A 13,191-nucleotide genomic window follows, 5' to 3' on the forward strand; every position below is an offset into this window, starting at 1 on the left:
TTGCCAGTTCATGACAGATTATGCGATAAAAAGTGGGTACAAATTCAAGGAAAGTGGGTACAAATCGTGTTGACAGATTCAAAGGTTAATTCTGACAGTTAAAAAACATTATCCAATAGTACCTCATATTTTCCGCAGAAAACTAGCATTTTTAAGTAAATTTCCAAACATTATCCCACATTATAAAACATTTGAACGCATTTAATATTGGGGTATATTCTGGGGTATATCGATGTTAACGGATAAAGCCATAAAAACAGCCAAATATCGGGAAAAAGGTAGAAACAAGCTTTATGAACGTGGTTTATATCTGGTTATCATAAAAACCAATTCTTAAATATGGTGTTTAAAATATAATTTAATAAAAAAGATAAACTCTTTTGTTTAAAGATGTGGAAATCTTTTATTCATCGGAGTAATGAGAAATAAAATAGGATTCATTCATTACCTATAATAATTAAACATTTAAATGCATTTAATATTAAGGTATATTTTTTCTATCTTGGGGTATATCCATTTTAATGGATAAAGTTAAAAATATAGCTAGATATTGAGAAAAGCTTATATTTGAGATAAATCATTAAAAACACTTATGTGTTTTGGCGTTAAGAAGAAAGTAGCAAAAATTTCTTTAGAGGTTTTTCTATGAGATTATTTTAGAAATCTTGACCGTTAAATAAAAAATAGTGTCAAATACAATAACAACACCTTATTAAGTTGCTCAATCACTCGTGTTTTTATCTAAAGAAAAAGTTTAAATAAAGAACCTGATCTCATTTTATATAGTTGTATTTTAAGATACTTGATATGAACTGTAGTCATCCTGTGGGTAATGATGGTGGATATGACGTCAAGATTCCGACAGAAGACAGTTATTTGAGAAGCGCTGACGGTAAGAATTAATTTAAAAACAGCAGCTTGTTGTGAATCTGTAATTTATTGATCAAAATTTAATTTAATAGGATATTTGAATGGTTAATCATTCTCCAAAGGATCTGGATCTCTCCGCATGTACTGTTTGTACTGATGGAAAGAACACATCACAAAAGTTATCAACTTTGGCTAAATCTCTTGATGAAATAACTAGCCAGATTGTTGGAATTTCCAAAACATCTGTTGATACCAAGCATTCAGTTGAAGAGGTTGCCGAAAAAATAAAAGATATTGACACAGAAGTTTATTTTAATAAAAAAGATGCGTTTACGGCGGGTAATCCTACAATATTGGATAAAAATAAATCAAATATATTCGGTATTCAGGATGATGGTATCGTTAATCTGTTTTTTAGTCATAAAATTGACGAGAATGGCAATACATTTGTTGCACCAGTCAATTCAATTTATTTTAATTATGTTCTGAATAATACGATTATTGGGAGAGAAGCCATATGGACCACTGAAGATAAATTTTATAAAGCCTTTATGGGGCATGCATTTCATGCGGATAGTGATGGAAGTAGTGATCTTGGCATGAATGACCATGCCTGGAACAACATTTATTCAAAAACCGCGGTAAGTGTCACATCTGATGCGAGTGAAAAGAAGGTTCTTGCCAACCTTGGCGATGACAGGTATGCAGACAATCAAAAATTGCTGGATGCAATCTATAATCTGAATATCCATACCTACAAACTGAATGATTCCATCAATGAGAAAGGTGAGGACAAGGCGCGTCTGCATAACGGTTTTATTGCCCAGGATGTCGAAAGGGTTCTGACAGATGCGGGGCTGAACCCATCTGATTACGGTATGTGGATTCAGGACAGGGTTTTCAGGAACATTGAGGTCGATACCGGAAAAAAGGATGCCAGCGGGAAAGCTGTAACCAGAAGCGAGTACCAACCTGTTCTGGATGAGAATGGGAAACAGGCATATCGTCAATCCCTGCGATATGAAGAAGTACTTTGCGTATTGATACAATCCATGAAACAGAAGATCGACAGACTGGAAAAACAGGTCGCATCATTACAGGTAAAGAACGGTAAATAATAACAACCATCTACAATATTTTCGGTAGGGAACCAGACATCAGTCTGGATTATCCCGATTAGGATGATATTGCCTATCATGTCCAGGTGTAGAACATATACGTGATTTCTTTTGCAAGTCAGCAAACAAGCCAGATGCAGCGTATGACTATCGTGTTGCTACAATTCGGTGACGGAAATTGTGTTGTTGAATTTGATACACCCATTTACTGGCAGGACAGGCAACCTTTTATCGACACAAGGGCATCAATAATGACCATCATGGAAATTATGTTCGATGCTACATCTCAATTTTATGGAAGACTGATTTATGGCTGATCTAGCTAAACAACCCACAACAGGATTTGTCAATAACGGCAGCCTTGTCCAGTATGGAAATGACAATACGGCGGGTGACTGGGATTATATCGTGATATCGAAACCGAACAAAACATGGAGGGTTTCTATCAGGGGAGATATTCCAACAAGCAAAGACGGTGTGGACATGAGTGTTTCCATTTTCGAGGGAACAATACCTCTGTTTTCCTCGACAGGAACATGGAAACTGCAGGGACAGACAAGCCTGAACGCCACCAAGAAAAACTTCAAGATAAAGTTCAGGAATGCGGAGACAGGTAAAAAACTAAAGGTGAAAATAGGGGACTGGACACCCTTGAATGGTCTGGTTCTGAAGGGTTATGCGGCAGACAGAACCCTGTTGAGAGACACAATCACCACGGAAATATGGAGAAATCTTCATAGGGATGAAAAAGGCTGCCTTGCCCCTGAATCCGCCTATTCCTATTATGACAGGGACAATCTTGGAATGAGAACATCAGTGCTGTTTTCAACGGCCGGTTTTCCCTGTGAACTGTATCATGACGGGGAATTCCTTGGGATGTATATAATAAGGTCTGACAATGACAATGACCAGTACCTGATTGATTCATCAAACCCAGGGCATTTTCTTGCCCAGCCCGATCATGCCAACACGTTCTGGACAGACGGGAACTACAATCCTCAAGAATGGGAAATAAACTCGCCCGATCCGAATACGGATGACAGTGTCAGTTTCCTGAAAAGATTCCTGCGATGGTCTTCGGACTGTATCGCGGGCAGGGTGAACATGAAAGAGACATATCGGGAATATATCGATCTTGAATGTTTCATTGACTATATCCTGCTCTGCGAGGTCTGTTTTTCCCCTGACAGTCTGGTGAACAATTTCATGCTATGCAGCTGGAATGCCACGTCGGTATCGGGTGTCATGTATATATATCCCTACGATGAGGATCAGACATTCGGTATTGTCGATCGATATCTGAGTGCCAGGGATACTGATCCTTTCAAGATGGGCTGGGTGACGAAACGGGACAGGATGTTTGACCGGCAGGATCCGATATTTTTTGAAACCATCCATAACAGTTTCACACCGGAAATACGGGCGAGATGGCGTTATCTGAGAGACACGGGAAAGATATCGGCTGAAACCTTCAACAGGATCATAAAGGATACAACCGATCTCATCAATCCTGATATGATTAGGAAAGATCTTGAATTATGGGCAATGGATGCAGATGTTGGAATAGGAAATGGCAAGGTCATTTCAGATGATGGCAAGAAATGGTCGGTAAATTTCATCATGAATTTTGCCAAACGTCGTATCCAATGGCTGGATCAGCAATTCAAGTATTATTGTTAAATAAATATAAATAAAGTAGTAAAATAATTTTAGTATCAATTGTACCACATAATTAAATAATAATCTAATTTTATCAAATGTTTAGTGATTCATGTTAATTTCTTAAATAAAATATGAGGTGTATATTTTATATTTTTTATTAGGAAATTACATGAACAAAAAATTAATTTATAAAGATGATATTGATGTAGTTCAACGTTTAAAAGAATTTGATATCACTCAAGAAGAATTATCAGAGGTAGTTTTTAAATCAGCAGTTGCTAAATTAAATTATGTTCCTACTGATGCAAAAACAGCGGCAGGTGGTAGAATGTATTTTGATGGCACAAGAGCATTAAGAGAAATATATATAGGGAAAACAGGTTGGACACAATCTGATGAGGCTAATATAGCATTAATAGAGAATAAAGATAAAAAATTAAAAATTATATTTCAAATAGTTGAAAATGCATGTGATTCATATAGACAACCTCGTTTATTGCATGCGAAAAAATCCATAAGTAATAAACTAGTATTTGATGGACAGTTTGAACTATTTGATTCTGAAAAAAAAGAATTTATTCCCAAGAATTATGAAATGTGGTACTTTTGTGTAAGTGTGCAAGATCAATCTGAATTTATAGAAATAAGTGCTGAATTATCTCGTCCAATGCCTTTATTAAATGGTCATTTTAATGATTTTTATGAACGTATTTTTATTGTGCAGAAAGATCGAACTACAATTTCAAAATATTTAGAAATAGAAAAAGATTTTTCTAGGGATATTAATATTCATGTTACAAGGAAACGAAAAACAATTTAATTCGTATCGTTTGCGTTTGGCAAGAAGTTGCAGGAATATTACGAAAAAAGATCTCTCTAAACTAGTCAATGTATCATCTTTAACGTTAACACGTCTCGAAAAAGGTAATAACGAGCCGAAAAAGGAAACTGTTCAACTTTTGGTAAAAGCATTGAATTTTCCAGAAGCATTTTTTTTTGAGGGGATTGAAGAAGACCAAGATAAAGAAGACCTGAATATAAAAGATTTAAGTTTTAGAAGTAAGGCAACAATTCCTCGAAAAGACAGGAATGCAGCTTATTCAGTAAGAGGATTGGCTTATATTGTAGATGAATGGTTGCAAAATAATTTCAATTTGCCAGATGTCAGGGTTCCAGACCTGTCTTGTGATTATGACCCTGTGTCAGCATCCGAGCGTTTACGTTATGATTGGGGATTGGGAAATTATCCTTTACCAAATTTAATGAAGTTATTGGAATCCCAGGGAGTAAGAATATTTGCTTTTTCTCAGGATACAGATGCAATTGATGCTTTTTCCTGTTGGAATAATGGATTACCTTATATTTTTGTTAATATAAATAAAAATGCAGAACGAATTCGATTCAATTTATGTCATGAATTAGGGCATCTTGTTTTGCATCGCCACATACATGTAGATGGACAGGATAGGATTACTGTTGATATCGAGAAAGAGGCTCATTTATTTGCAAGTAATTTTTTAATGCCAGAAGAAGATATACGTTCCTGTATTCCTAATGGCGTGGTCATTAATTACCTAATTAAAGCCAAACAAAGATGGAAAGTTTCAGTTGCGGCTTTGGCTTATCGTATTCGACAGCTTGGATTGTTATCAGAATGGCATTACCGTAATATAGTTATTGAAATGCAGGTAAGGAATTATAGAAAGCGGGAACCCAATCCTGTAAAGCGTGAATATTCTTTATTGTGGGAAAGAATCTTTACCATGCTTTGGAAAGATAAAATAACAAAGGAAGAATTATCCAAGAAACTTAATATTCCCTATCATGATTTTAATAATCTTACGTTTGGCTTATTGGATATTCAGAGTGCTATGATTAAAGAAAATGGTTCAACATAATTTCTCATGTAAATTTTAGATAATTTTTAAAACATTTAGTTTTTTACCAAACCACCTTAACGGGTGGTTTTTTATGTCCGGAAAAGGAAAGACAGATGGAAAATATCATAATCATTATCAAGTCCGTATGCTCTTTTTTATGGAAAGGGAAAGGGTTGATCATGGCGGGACTGCTTTACCTGACAGGCCGAAGGGCCGCAAATAGAAACAACCTGATCAGGACACAGGATGAAGTCATCAAAAATGACCGGCAGACCCTTCGGACTGTTCAGGCAATGCGGCAGGCAGCCAATCATTCACCTGGGAATAAGGAAGAGCTGGAAGATGTGCTGGAGAAAGGGAAATTCTGATGAAACCTATTATTTTACTCGCGGCGGTTTTTCTTGCGGCATGCTCGTCATCGCCACGCGTTGTCTACCGGATTGAATGCCCTCCGTTGAGGGATTACACGTCCCAGTCACAGGAAAAGCTTTCCAGCGAGATCAAGGCGTTAAAACCTGACAGCGAGATCATACGTTACCTGCTGGATTACAAAAGCCTGCGTGACATGATCATGGCCTGTCAGAACACCAGAGATACCAGCCACCGCTAGGGTGGTTTTTTTATGTCTATATTCAAGGAAAGAACAAATGGATTTTTTTGCCGAGCTTCTACAATATATCATCAATGTCCTGCCCAGCAATACGGCGGGTGACGTTGTCGCGGTTGTCACTTTCATCGTGACCCTGTGCACCCTTGTCATACGGTTCTGGAAAGAGCCAGATCCAAAAAGCGGATTGCACAAGCTGTGGTCTCTCATTCATCTTCTTGCCTCTTTCAGGCTGCCAGACAGGCAGGCGGGAAAAGATGGAAAGAACGGGGATGGCACCAATGGAAAACAGGCGACACCAAAAACATCGTAACCATTGCCTGGGCGAGTGGTGGAGCTCGATACTTCTGGTCATGACTGGAATGTATGCCCTTGCATATTTCATGGCCGGCAACATCTTTCACTATTCATTCATTAATGGATTCAGGGCTATCCTTCCGGCCTATATATGGGAAGGATCATTCATACTTACAGGGACACTGCAGCTTGTTTCATTGATGTGCGGAAGTTTCAGGTGGAGGGGTGTGGCCTCTTTTCTGGCGGCATCCCTTTTCATATGGGGGGTGCTGAACATGCTTGTCTACGAGAGGCACTGGCATTTTGGCATTTTGGCCTGGGGAACATTCGCGCTGGTGAACCTTTACACCCTGGCAAGGATACTGGCGGGGGTCATAAGGGATTATGAATACAGTCTATGAGTTTTGCAAATGGTGGTGGCTGAACAATTGTGAGTGGATCAAGATTCATGACCCCTGGGTCATTCCGATCATAGCGATCTGCATACCGTCAAGCATGGTCATTCACGCCATCTGTGCTATTGTCAGGATTTAGTGAGAGACAGTAGATTTAATAAATTATAAAGTGTTGATTTAAATTAGTTGTAAAAAGAAGAAATTCTTTTCTTGAAGTAAGATTTAAAAGATTTCTAATTGGTATATTAAGGTAATTTTTTTGAAAATTGAAAAGTGAATTAATCAATTTAATCAAATCATTGTATTGATCCTCTGATAAAGATGGGAAAAATTTTTTATCAAGATATAGTTTTATACCACTTAAAGTTAGCCTTGTATACACAATTTCATATAGATCTTTAATTACGTTACAGAATTTTTGTAAACTTTTATCTTGGGTTAAACATTCATATTCATAAGTGTTTACTTTATCCCACAGTTGAATATAATTACAAAAAATCATAGGAAAAAATGCAAAATAAATATCATTTATAGCGTTGTAAGCATCACTATTATTATAATTTTTTTTAGGTTTAATAATATTTCTAATTTTAGCATCATGCTTGGTTAGATTTTTATCATATTTACATAATATTAAGATACAAATAATTACAATAGGGTGAGCAGGACGAATATTAAATTGTAAGGCTTTCTTTACAATATTTTTACTTTTTTCATAAGTTAGCTCATCTTTTACCTCATTAACTAGTTGAGGTACAACATTTTTTAAGAATTCTTGATATAATTCTATTTTATCTAAGGCTTCAAGTAAATTTACATACGCATTTTCGTTGTAATTTTTAGAACTTTTTTTAAAAGCATTTTCAAGTTTACGAATATCTGTTTCAGCATACTTTAGTAATTTTTTAGAAGCCAAATGAATTTTTTTAAAGTTATCTAAAATATACAGATTCCTATCTTTAATGGTAGGAAAAGTTTTTTTATTACATTCTATTAAAGTAAATACAAAATTAAAAATGACATTTTTCTTGTCTCTTTTTTTTATTTCATTTAATACATCATTATTTGAATTAGTTGTTGTCTCTTCTAGCTTTGAATAATTTGTAAAAAAACTTAATATATTTTGGTCGCAAAATACAATTTTTTTGTGCATTATTGAGTTAGATGTAATCATGAGGTTGAAAGCTAATTTATATTATTTGTAACAAATGGATTCAAATAAAATTTTTGTTATTAAAAAATAATGAAAAACAGATAAAATTAATTAATATTAATATAATAGGTATTAATAAACATATTGATCATGATCAATTTTAAATACAAATAAAGGAAATAAAACAAGAGAACTTTATTTGTATTTAATCAAATCTATTTATTTGTTTTGTTGATTTTGTCAACCAAAGGTTTGTCAGGAATCAGCTTATCATTTTTATTATTATTGGGCATGTTGTCGGTTTTTTTTGAGGGGGCAAATTTATCTACTTTAGAAGTTTTATTTTTGGTCATGATTTGAACTTTCCCAACGAATTAATAGATCAAGAGTTTATTTCTGAACTAATGGATGTGTTTTAAAATCAATATCAAAGGACCAGCCATTCTCCTTTTGTGACAATGTAATTGTGGCCTTGCCCAGTCGGTAAACCAATAGAACAAATAAAGTAAATAAAATAAGTTTTTCCAGTTTTCTTAGCATAATTGAATTCCTTATATTATGATACAGTTACATTATAATGCTATTTCGTTAAATTAATAAGTGTTTTATCATTTATATCAAATGAATTACGATTTTTATTGTGATCAATCAGATTTCTGGATTTATCAGTTTGTTGAATGAAAAATTAACATATAGCTCAAGAAAAACATAAGCAATGCAATAAATCCCTCAAGCAATTTCCAGGTCAGGGGATTTTGAAAAAAGGGTTGTAAAAACTTTGCGCCATATCCAAGCAATGTAAACCAGGTGACACTTGCCATACAGGCTCCCATGCCAAAGAACCATTTGCCAATATATGCAAAACGTGTTGAAATGCTGCCGATCAGAATCATTGTATCTAAATAAACATGCGGATTTAAAAAGGTAAACGCCAAGCAGGTCAATATTATTTTATTTCGGCTTGCCGTTTTTTCTTTTGTCGGATTTAGAGTTTCAACGGTTGACAGAGCTCTTTTGGCCGCCATTAAACCATAGGCAGCCAAAAACAATGCCCCTCCATAACGGAAGAATTGAAGCAGTTGAGGGCAGGTTTGAACAATCTTGCCAATTCCTGCAATGCCTGATGAAATCAGTAAAATATCGGACAGGGAACAGATAATGATGATTAAGCCAACAAAATTCTGTTGCAATCCCTGTCGCAGTATAAAGGCATTTTGCGCACCAATTGCCATAATCAGACTGGCGGTTGTAAGGAAACCAGATATGACAGCTGATAAATTCATGAACGGTCTCTTAAGGATAATAATCAATAGATATAATGATGTATAAAATGAGGTTGGATCTAGCCAGGATTATATATATCTGGAAAATTTTATCCATGTATCTAGGTCAAATGAATGAATAAATTTTCAATATTTAGTCGCTCTGGCAGAGGTTTCAAATAGATCAGATGGATAGGATAAAATGAAATTCAACAGTCAAGTAAAAATAGATAATTTAATAAAAAATATCTATAAATAGTTCTTTAAAAATTTTTACATACAATATATAGTATTAAAGAAAGGTTTCGAAAATATTTATATAAAAGGGTTCAATTGTTTTTTGAGTTATTTTTCAAGTGAATTCGATAGACTTGAATATGCAAAATAAGCCTGTTTGAATTTTTAGTTTCGATCCCACAAAATAGGAATTGATTAACTGTAGAGTAAAATAAATACCAGGGAGTTGTTTGGAATATGTTAACACGTGATGAAGATGTCAAAATTGCGATGAAACCTGTTCTAAGCACTCGGAAACCTGATCCGGTGTTCTCAAATGAAACTGGATTGATGGATATTTACAAGAAATTGACTTTTACAGCGGCCCAGGATGAAGATATTAAGCGGGAAAATGCGAATATTGATGGGGATACCGCCATGGGCACAATGTTGAAATACGGTTCCGAAGGATCAAAATTCTTTATAGATCAATACATATTGCCTGAAGAAATTGCACATGCCCATCAGAATGGTGACATTCATATTCATGACAAGGATTTTTACATGTTGACCGAAACATGTTGTCAGATTGATTTGATTAAATTGTTCAAAAAAGGCTTTTCAACGGGGCATGGTTATTTAAGAGAACCTAATTCAATCGAGAGTTATTCAGCGCTTGCCTGTATTGCCATTCAGGCCAATCAAAATGAAATGCATGGAGGGCAAAGTGTTCCCAACTTTGATTATGCAATGGCGGATGGAGTTAAAAAAACATTCAGACAAGAATTTTGGAAGGTTTTTTCAATTTTTTTGCAAATCGAAACACAATTGGTAAATGTGGAAATTGATGTTTCTCAAGATCAGGTTGAGCATCGGATAGGTGTTATTGACCTTCAATTTTTAGAATCTTATGGAGAAAAATTATATCAACTTGGGAATTTGGGTGTTGATTTAGAAATAATAAGGAAAGCTTATAACTTTTCATGTAAAAAAGCGCTCGGTACAACAGAGAGACGCACTTATCAGGCGATGGAAGCGTTTATACATAATCTGAACACAATGAATTCACGTGCTGGGGCACAGGTTCCCTTTAGTTCAATTAATTATGGAACGGATACTTCTGAAGAAGGTCGCATGGCTATTCGAAATCTTCTGCTGGCAACGAAAGCGGGGCTCGGTAATGGTGAGACACCTATTTTCCCTGTCCAGATTTTTAAAGTAAAGGAAGGAATCAATTTTAATCCGATAGATAAAAACTATGATCTATTCAAATTGGCGATGGAAACGTCCGCTTTACGTCTTTTTCCAAATTTCAGTTTTATCGATGCTCCCTTTAATAAAGTGTTTTATAAACAGGGTGATTATAAAACGGAAGTTGCATATATGGGATGTCGTACACGTGTTTTGGGAAATGTTTATGATCTGGACAGACAAACAATATGTGGCCGCGGAAATTTAAGCTTTACGTCAATCAATTTGCCACGGTTAGCCCTGAAGGCAAAAGGTAATACAGATTTATTTTTTCAGTTGCTTGATGAAATGATTCATCTATCTTTTCGTCAACTTATACATCGGTTTCAAATTCAATGTCGTAAGAAAGTGAAAAATTACCCTTTTTTAATGGGACAAGGGATATGGATAGATTCAGAAAATTTATCAGAAAATGATGAAGTTGCTGAAGTTCTAAAGCATGGCACTTTAACGATTGGTTTTATTGGTTTGGCTGAAACCCTGAAAGCTTTGGTGGGTTTTCATCACGGGGAAAGCGAGGTTGCGCAGGAGTTAGGGCTAAAAATTGTCAGTCATATGCGTAAAAAAACAGATGAGGTGGCAAAAAGAACAAAACTTAATTTTTCATTGATTGCCACGCCTGCCGAGGGTCTAAGTGGCCGTTTTGTCCTTATGGATCGTGAAAAATATGGTGTCATATCTGGGGTTACAGATCGGGATTATTATACGAATTCTTTTCATGTTCCTGTTTATTATCCAGTAAAAGCGCATGAAAAAATTCAACTTGAAGCACCCTATCATGAATTAACCAATGGTGGTCACATAACCTATATCGAACTTGATGGTGATATATGTAAAAATTTGGATGCGTTTGAAATAATTATCCGTTACATGAAACAATCTGGAATTGGTTATGGGGCGATTAATCATCCTTTAGATAGAGATCCTGTCTGTGGGTATGTTGGTGTTATTGATAATGAATGTCCACGTTGCGGGCGTAAAGATGGTGAGGCGGTCAGTATCGCTAAATTGAACGAATTAAGACAGATTTATTCGAATGTTCCAGATTATAATTAGAAAGGGTTAATAATGGGCAAATGCAATATGGTTAAACCTATAGAACATGTTCAAAAAAAATTCAAAATGGTGGGAAAAGATATAAGTTTTGCTAGGACACGCCGTATAACGGGATATTTGGTTGGTACATTGGACCGTTTTAATAATGCCAAACGTGCAGAAGAAAAAGATCGTGTCAAGCATGGCTGTAGCTAAACTGCGTATCAGTGGTATAGAAGCTGAATCTATCGTGGATGGGCCTGGGTTGAGGTATGTTGTTTTCACCCAGGGTTGCCCTCATCAATGTTTCGGATGCCATAATCCTGAAACACATGCACTAAACAGTGGTTATGAAATTTCTATTCAAGAAATTATCAATGACTTTTTGAATAATCCACTTTTATCAGGCATGACGTTTTCGGGTGGGGAACCGTTTTTGCAGGCGGAAAGTCTTGTTTTACTTGCCAATATTGTAAAGAAAACAGGAAAAACGCTGGTTACCTATACGGGTTATACGTATGAACGATTATTGGAACTGGGAAAATGTAATCCTTCAATTATCCATTTATTGGAATTGATTGATATTTTGATTGACGGTCCATTTCAGATCAGTCAACGGGATTTGCAATTGTCTTTTCGAGGCAGTGCCAATCAAAGAATTCTATATAGAATGGATCGGCAACGAATAAAAGATCAATTAAAATATTGATTTAAATTAATGAAAAATGATCCTCGATAGATGGATAAAGGATCATTTATAGTACAATACTGATATTTTTGAAAAATCTAGTATTTTTTATAAGGTAAGAATTTACCGCTAAGTTGAATATTAACACGATCTCCATTGGGATTAGGTTCTCTGGTTATATTCATTGAAAAATCAATGGCGCTCATTATACCATCTCCAAATTCTTCGTGAATAAGTTCCTTGATGGCTGATCCATATACATTAATTAGTTCATAAAAACGATATATTGTTGGATCAGAAGGAATGGCAGTTGGAAGACTTCCTCTATTAGGTGGAACGGTTAACCAATTTGTTTCCTCCTCTGTCAAATCAAAAATAGAAGCGATCAGAACGGCCTGTTCTTTATTTAAAGGCATTTGGCCGAGACAGGCGGCTGTAACATATTCCTTACTTAATCCTAAGGTTTCGGCAACAAAAGACCATTTGATGTCTTTACTAATTTTGGTTTGAATTATTTTTTCTGTGATTTGTAGACGGTTCATGATAATTTCCAAATAAAAAATGTTACATTGAGTTGAATATTCTTAAATTTGATAATCTAATGACATGTGATATTTGGATATTTTATTTTTACTATCAATAGTTTTAAAGTATATATTTTGTTTTTTGTTATAATTATGTGTTATAATTTTCAATCTATAATTATATAATTAATATTATTATTTTATAAAAATTTAATAATATTTAATAATAATAA

16 protein-coding genes and 1 pseudogene are annotated in these 13,191 nt (G+C 35.0%); 12 read left to right on the forward strand and 5 right to left on the reverse strand.

Annotated elements, in window-relative coordinates:
* Nucleotides 1-971: 971 nt before the first annotated feature.
* The 9 genes from H3T44_RS07815 (at nucleotide 972) to H3T44_RS07860 (ending at nucleotide 6,968) form a co-directional block, all read left to right on the forward strand.
* A complete protein-coding gene (locus H3T44_RS07815; protein ID WP_198196821.1) occupies nucleotides 972-1,988 on the forward strand; it encodes a tail fiber domain-containing protein in 1,017 nt (338 codons plus the stop codon).
* A gap of 101 nt (nucleotides 1,989-2,089) precedes the next feature.
* Nucleotides 2,090-2,305 (forward strand): hypothetical protein, encoded by a 216-nt coding sequence (locus H3T44_RS07820; RefSeq protein WP_122123107.1) that lies wholly within the window; start codon nucleotides 2,090-2,092, stop codon nucleotides 2,303-2,305.
* Nucleotides 2,298-3,668, forward strand: coding sequence for a CotH kinase family protein (locus H3T44_RS07825; RefSeq protein WP_198196822.1), 1,371 nt, complete (start codon nucleotides 2,298-2,300; stop codon nucleotides 3,666-3,668). Before H3T44_RS07820 ends, H3T44_RS07825 begins: the two co-directional genes overlap by 8 nt.
* Nucleotides 3,669-3,819: 151 nt before the next feature.
* Nucleotides 3,820-4,470 (forward strand): hypothetical protein, encoded by a 651-nt coding sequence (locus H3T44_RS07830; protein ID WP_198196823.1) that lies wholly within the window; start codon nucleotides 3,820-3,822, stop codon nucleotides 4,468-4,470.
* A complete protein-coding gene (locus H3T44_RS07835; protein ID WP_198196824.1) occupies nucleotides 4,442-5,548 on the forward strand; it encodes an ImmA/IrrE family metallo-endopeptidase in 1,107 nt (368 codons plus the stop codon). Before H3T44_RS07830 ends, H3T44_RS07835 begins: the two co-directional genes overlap by 29 nt.
* Nucleotides 5,549-5,643: 95 nt before the next feature.
* On the forward strand, nucleotides 5,644-5,898 hold the full coding sequence (locus H3T44_RS07840) for a hypothetical protein (RefSeq protein WP_198196825.1): 255 nt from the start codon (nucleotides 5,644-5,646) through the stop codon (nucleotides 5,896-5,898).
* A gap of 279 nt (nucleotides 5,899-6,177) precedes the next feature.
* Nucleotides 6,178-6,450, forward strand: a complete 273-nt coding sequence (locus H3T44_RS07850) for a hypothetical protein (RefSeq protein WP_198196826.1) — start codon at nucleotides 6,178-6,180, stop codon at nucleotides 6,448-6,450.
* A gap of 135 nt (nucleotides 6,451-6,585) precedes the next feature.
* Nucleotides 6,586-6,822, forward strand: coding sequence for a hypothetical protein (locus H3T44_RS07855; protein ID WP_198196827.1), 237 nt, complete (start codon nucleotides 6,586-6,588; stop codon nucleotides 6,820-6,822).
* Complete coding sequence (locus H3T44_RS07860; RefSeq protein ID WP_198196828.1) at nucleotides 6,819-6,968, forward strand: hypothetical protein; 150 nt, start codon at nucleotides 6,819-6,821, stop codon at nucleotides 6,966-6,968. The genes H3T44_RS07855 and H3T44_RS07860 overlap by 4 nt, the downstream gene beginning before the upstream one ends.
* Before the next feature lie 15 nt (nucleotides 6,969-6,983).
* Here H3T44_RS07860 and H3T44_RS07865 read toward each other — a convergent pair whose 3' ends face one another.
* From H3T44_RS07865 to H3T44_RS07880, 4 genes are all read right to left on the reverse strand, one after another.
* A complete protein-coding gene (locus tag H3T44_RS07865; RefSeq protein ID WP_198196829.1) occupies nucleotides 6,984-8,003 on the reverse strand; it encodes a hypothetical protein in 1,020 nt (339 codons plus the stop codon).
* A 194-nt stretch (nucleotides 8,004-8,197) separates the two neighbouring features.
* Nucleotides 8,198-8,335: a hypothetical protein gene (locus tag H3T44_RS07870; protein WP_198196830.1), complete on the reverse strand. Its 138-nt coding sequence runs from the start codon at nucleotides 8,333-8,335 to the stop codon at nucleotides 8,198-8,200.
* A 37-nt stretch (nucleotides 8,336-8,372) separates the two neighbouring features.
* Nucleotides 8,373-8,522, reverse strand: coding sequence for a hypothetical protein (locus tag H3T44_RS07875; protein ID WP_155566442.1), 150 nt, complete (start codon nucleotides 8,520-8,522; stop codon nucleotides 8,373-8,375).
* Between the two features lie 125 nt (nucleotides 8,523-8,647).
* Entirely contained in the window at nucleotides 8,648-9,265 is a 618-nt protein-coding gene (locus H3T44_RS07880; protein WP_198196831.1) for a LysE/ArgO family amino acid transporter, read from the reverse strand.
* A gap of 447 nt (nucleotides 9,266-9,712) precedes the next feature.
* On the opposite strand from H3T44_RS07880, the pseudogene H3T44_RS07885 reads away from it, so the two are divergent.
* The 3 genes and pseudogenes from H3T44_RS07885 to nrdG form a co-directional block, all read left to right on the forward strand.
* Nucleotides 9,713-11,767, forward strand: a pseudogene (locus H3T44_RS07885) (anaerobic ribonucleoside triphosphate reductase); the annotation flags it as partial.
* 12 nt (nucleotides 11,768-11,779) lie between these two features.
* Entirely contained in the window at nucleotides 11,780-11,962 is a 183-nt protein-coding gene (nrdD, locus tag H3T44_RS07890; protein ID WP_233335909.1) for an anaerobic ribonucleoside-triphosphate reductase, read from the forward strand.
* Nucleotides 11,949-12,455, forward strand: a complete 507-nt coding sequence (gene nrdG, locus H3T44_RS07895; RefSeq protein ID WP_198196833.1) for an anaerobic ribonucleoside-triphosphate reductase activating protein — start codon at nucleotides 11,949-11,951, stop codon at nucleotides 12,453-12,455. The genes nrdD and nrdG overlap by 14 nt, the downstream gene beginning before the upstream one ends.
* A 77-nt stretch (nucleotides 12,456-12,532) precedes the next feature.
* Here the strand turns inward: nrdG and cynS are convergent, their stop codons facing one another.
* Complete coding sequence (cynS, locus tag H3T44_RS07900) at nucleotides 12,533-12,976, reverse strand: cyanase (protein ID WP_110439450.1); 444 nt, start codon at nucleotides 12,974-12,976, stop codon at nucleotides 12,533-12,535.
* Nucleotides 12,977-13,191 lie beyond the last annotated feature (215 nt).

Origin of the sequence: Commensalibacter sp. M0355 (assembly GCF_016101365.1) — a bacterium.
GTDB lineage: Bacteria > Pseudomonadota > Alphaproteobacteria > Acetobacterales > Acetobacteraceae > Commensalibacter > Commensalibacter melissae.

What these genes read in the sequence shown, in the direction of transcription:
- H3T44_RS07830 (WP_198196823.1), top strand. Translation starts at nt 3,820, where the DNA reads ATGAACAAAAAATTAATTTATAAAGATGATATTGATGTAGTTCAACGT.
- H3T44_RS07840 (WP_198196825.1), top strand. Translation starts at nt 5,644, where the DNA reads ATGGAAAATATCATAATCATTATCAAGTCCGTATGCTCTTTTTTATGG.
- H3T44_RS07825 (WP_198196822.1), top strand. Translation starts at nt 2,298, where the DNA reads ATGGCTGATCTAGCTAAACAACCCACAACAGGATTTGTCAATAACGGC.
- cynS (WP_110439450.1), bottom strand. Translation starts at nt 12,976, where the DNA reads ATGAACCGTCTACAAATCACAGAAAAAATAATTCAAACCAAAATTAGT.
- H3T44_RS07835 (WP_198196824.1), top strand. Translation starts at nt 4,442, where the DNA reads ATGTTACAAGGAAACGAAAAACAATTTAATTCGTATCGTTTGCGTTTG.
- H3T44_RS07860 (WP_198196828.1), top strand. Translation starts at nt 6,819, where the DNA reads ATGAATACAGTCTATGAGTTTTGCAAATGGTGGTGGCTGAACAATTGT.
- H3T44_RS07855 (WP_198196827.1), top strand. Translation starts at nt 6,586, where the DNA reads ATGGGAAGGATCATTCATACTTACAGGGACACTGCAGCTTGTTTCATT.
- H3T44_RS07815 (WP_198196821.1), top strand. Translation starts at nt 972, where the DNA reads ATGGTTAATCATTCTCCAAAGGATCTGGATCTCTCCGCATGTACTGTT.
- H3T44_RS07880 (WP_198196831.1), bottom strand. Translation starts at nt 9,265, where the DNA reads ATGAATTTATCAGCTGTCATATCTGGTTTCCTTACAACCGCCAGTCTG.
- H3T44_RS07870 (WP_198196830.1), bottom strand. Translation starts at nt 8,335, where the DNA reads ATGACCAAAAATAAAACTTCTAAAGTAGATAAATTTGCCCCCTCAAAA.
- H3T44_RS07865 (WP_198196829.1), bottom strand. Translation starts at nt 8,003, where the DNA reads ATGATTACATCTAACTCAATAATGCACAAAAAAATTGTATTTTGCGAC.
- nrdD (WP_233335909.1), top strand. Translation starts at nt 11,780, where the DNA reads ATGGGCAAATGCAATATGGTTAAACCTATAGAACATGTTCAAAAAAAA.
- H3T44_RS07875 (WP_155566442.1), bottom strand. Translation starts at nt 8,522, where the DNA reads ATGCTAAGAAAACTGGAAAAACTTATTTTATTTACTTTATTTGTTCTA.
- H3T44_RS07850 (WP_198196826.1), top strand. Translation starts at nt 6,178, where the DNA reads ATGGATTTTTTTGCCGAGCTTCTACAATATATCATCAATGTCCTGCCC.
- nrdG (WP_198196833.1), top strand. Translation starts at nt 11,949, where the DNA reads ATGGCTGTAGCTAAACTGCGTATCAGTGGTATAGAAGCTGAATCTATC.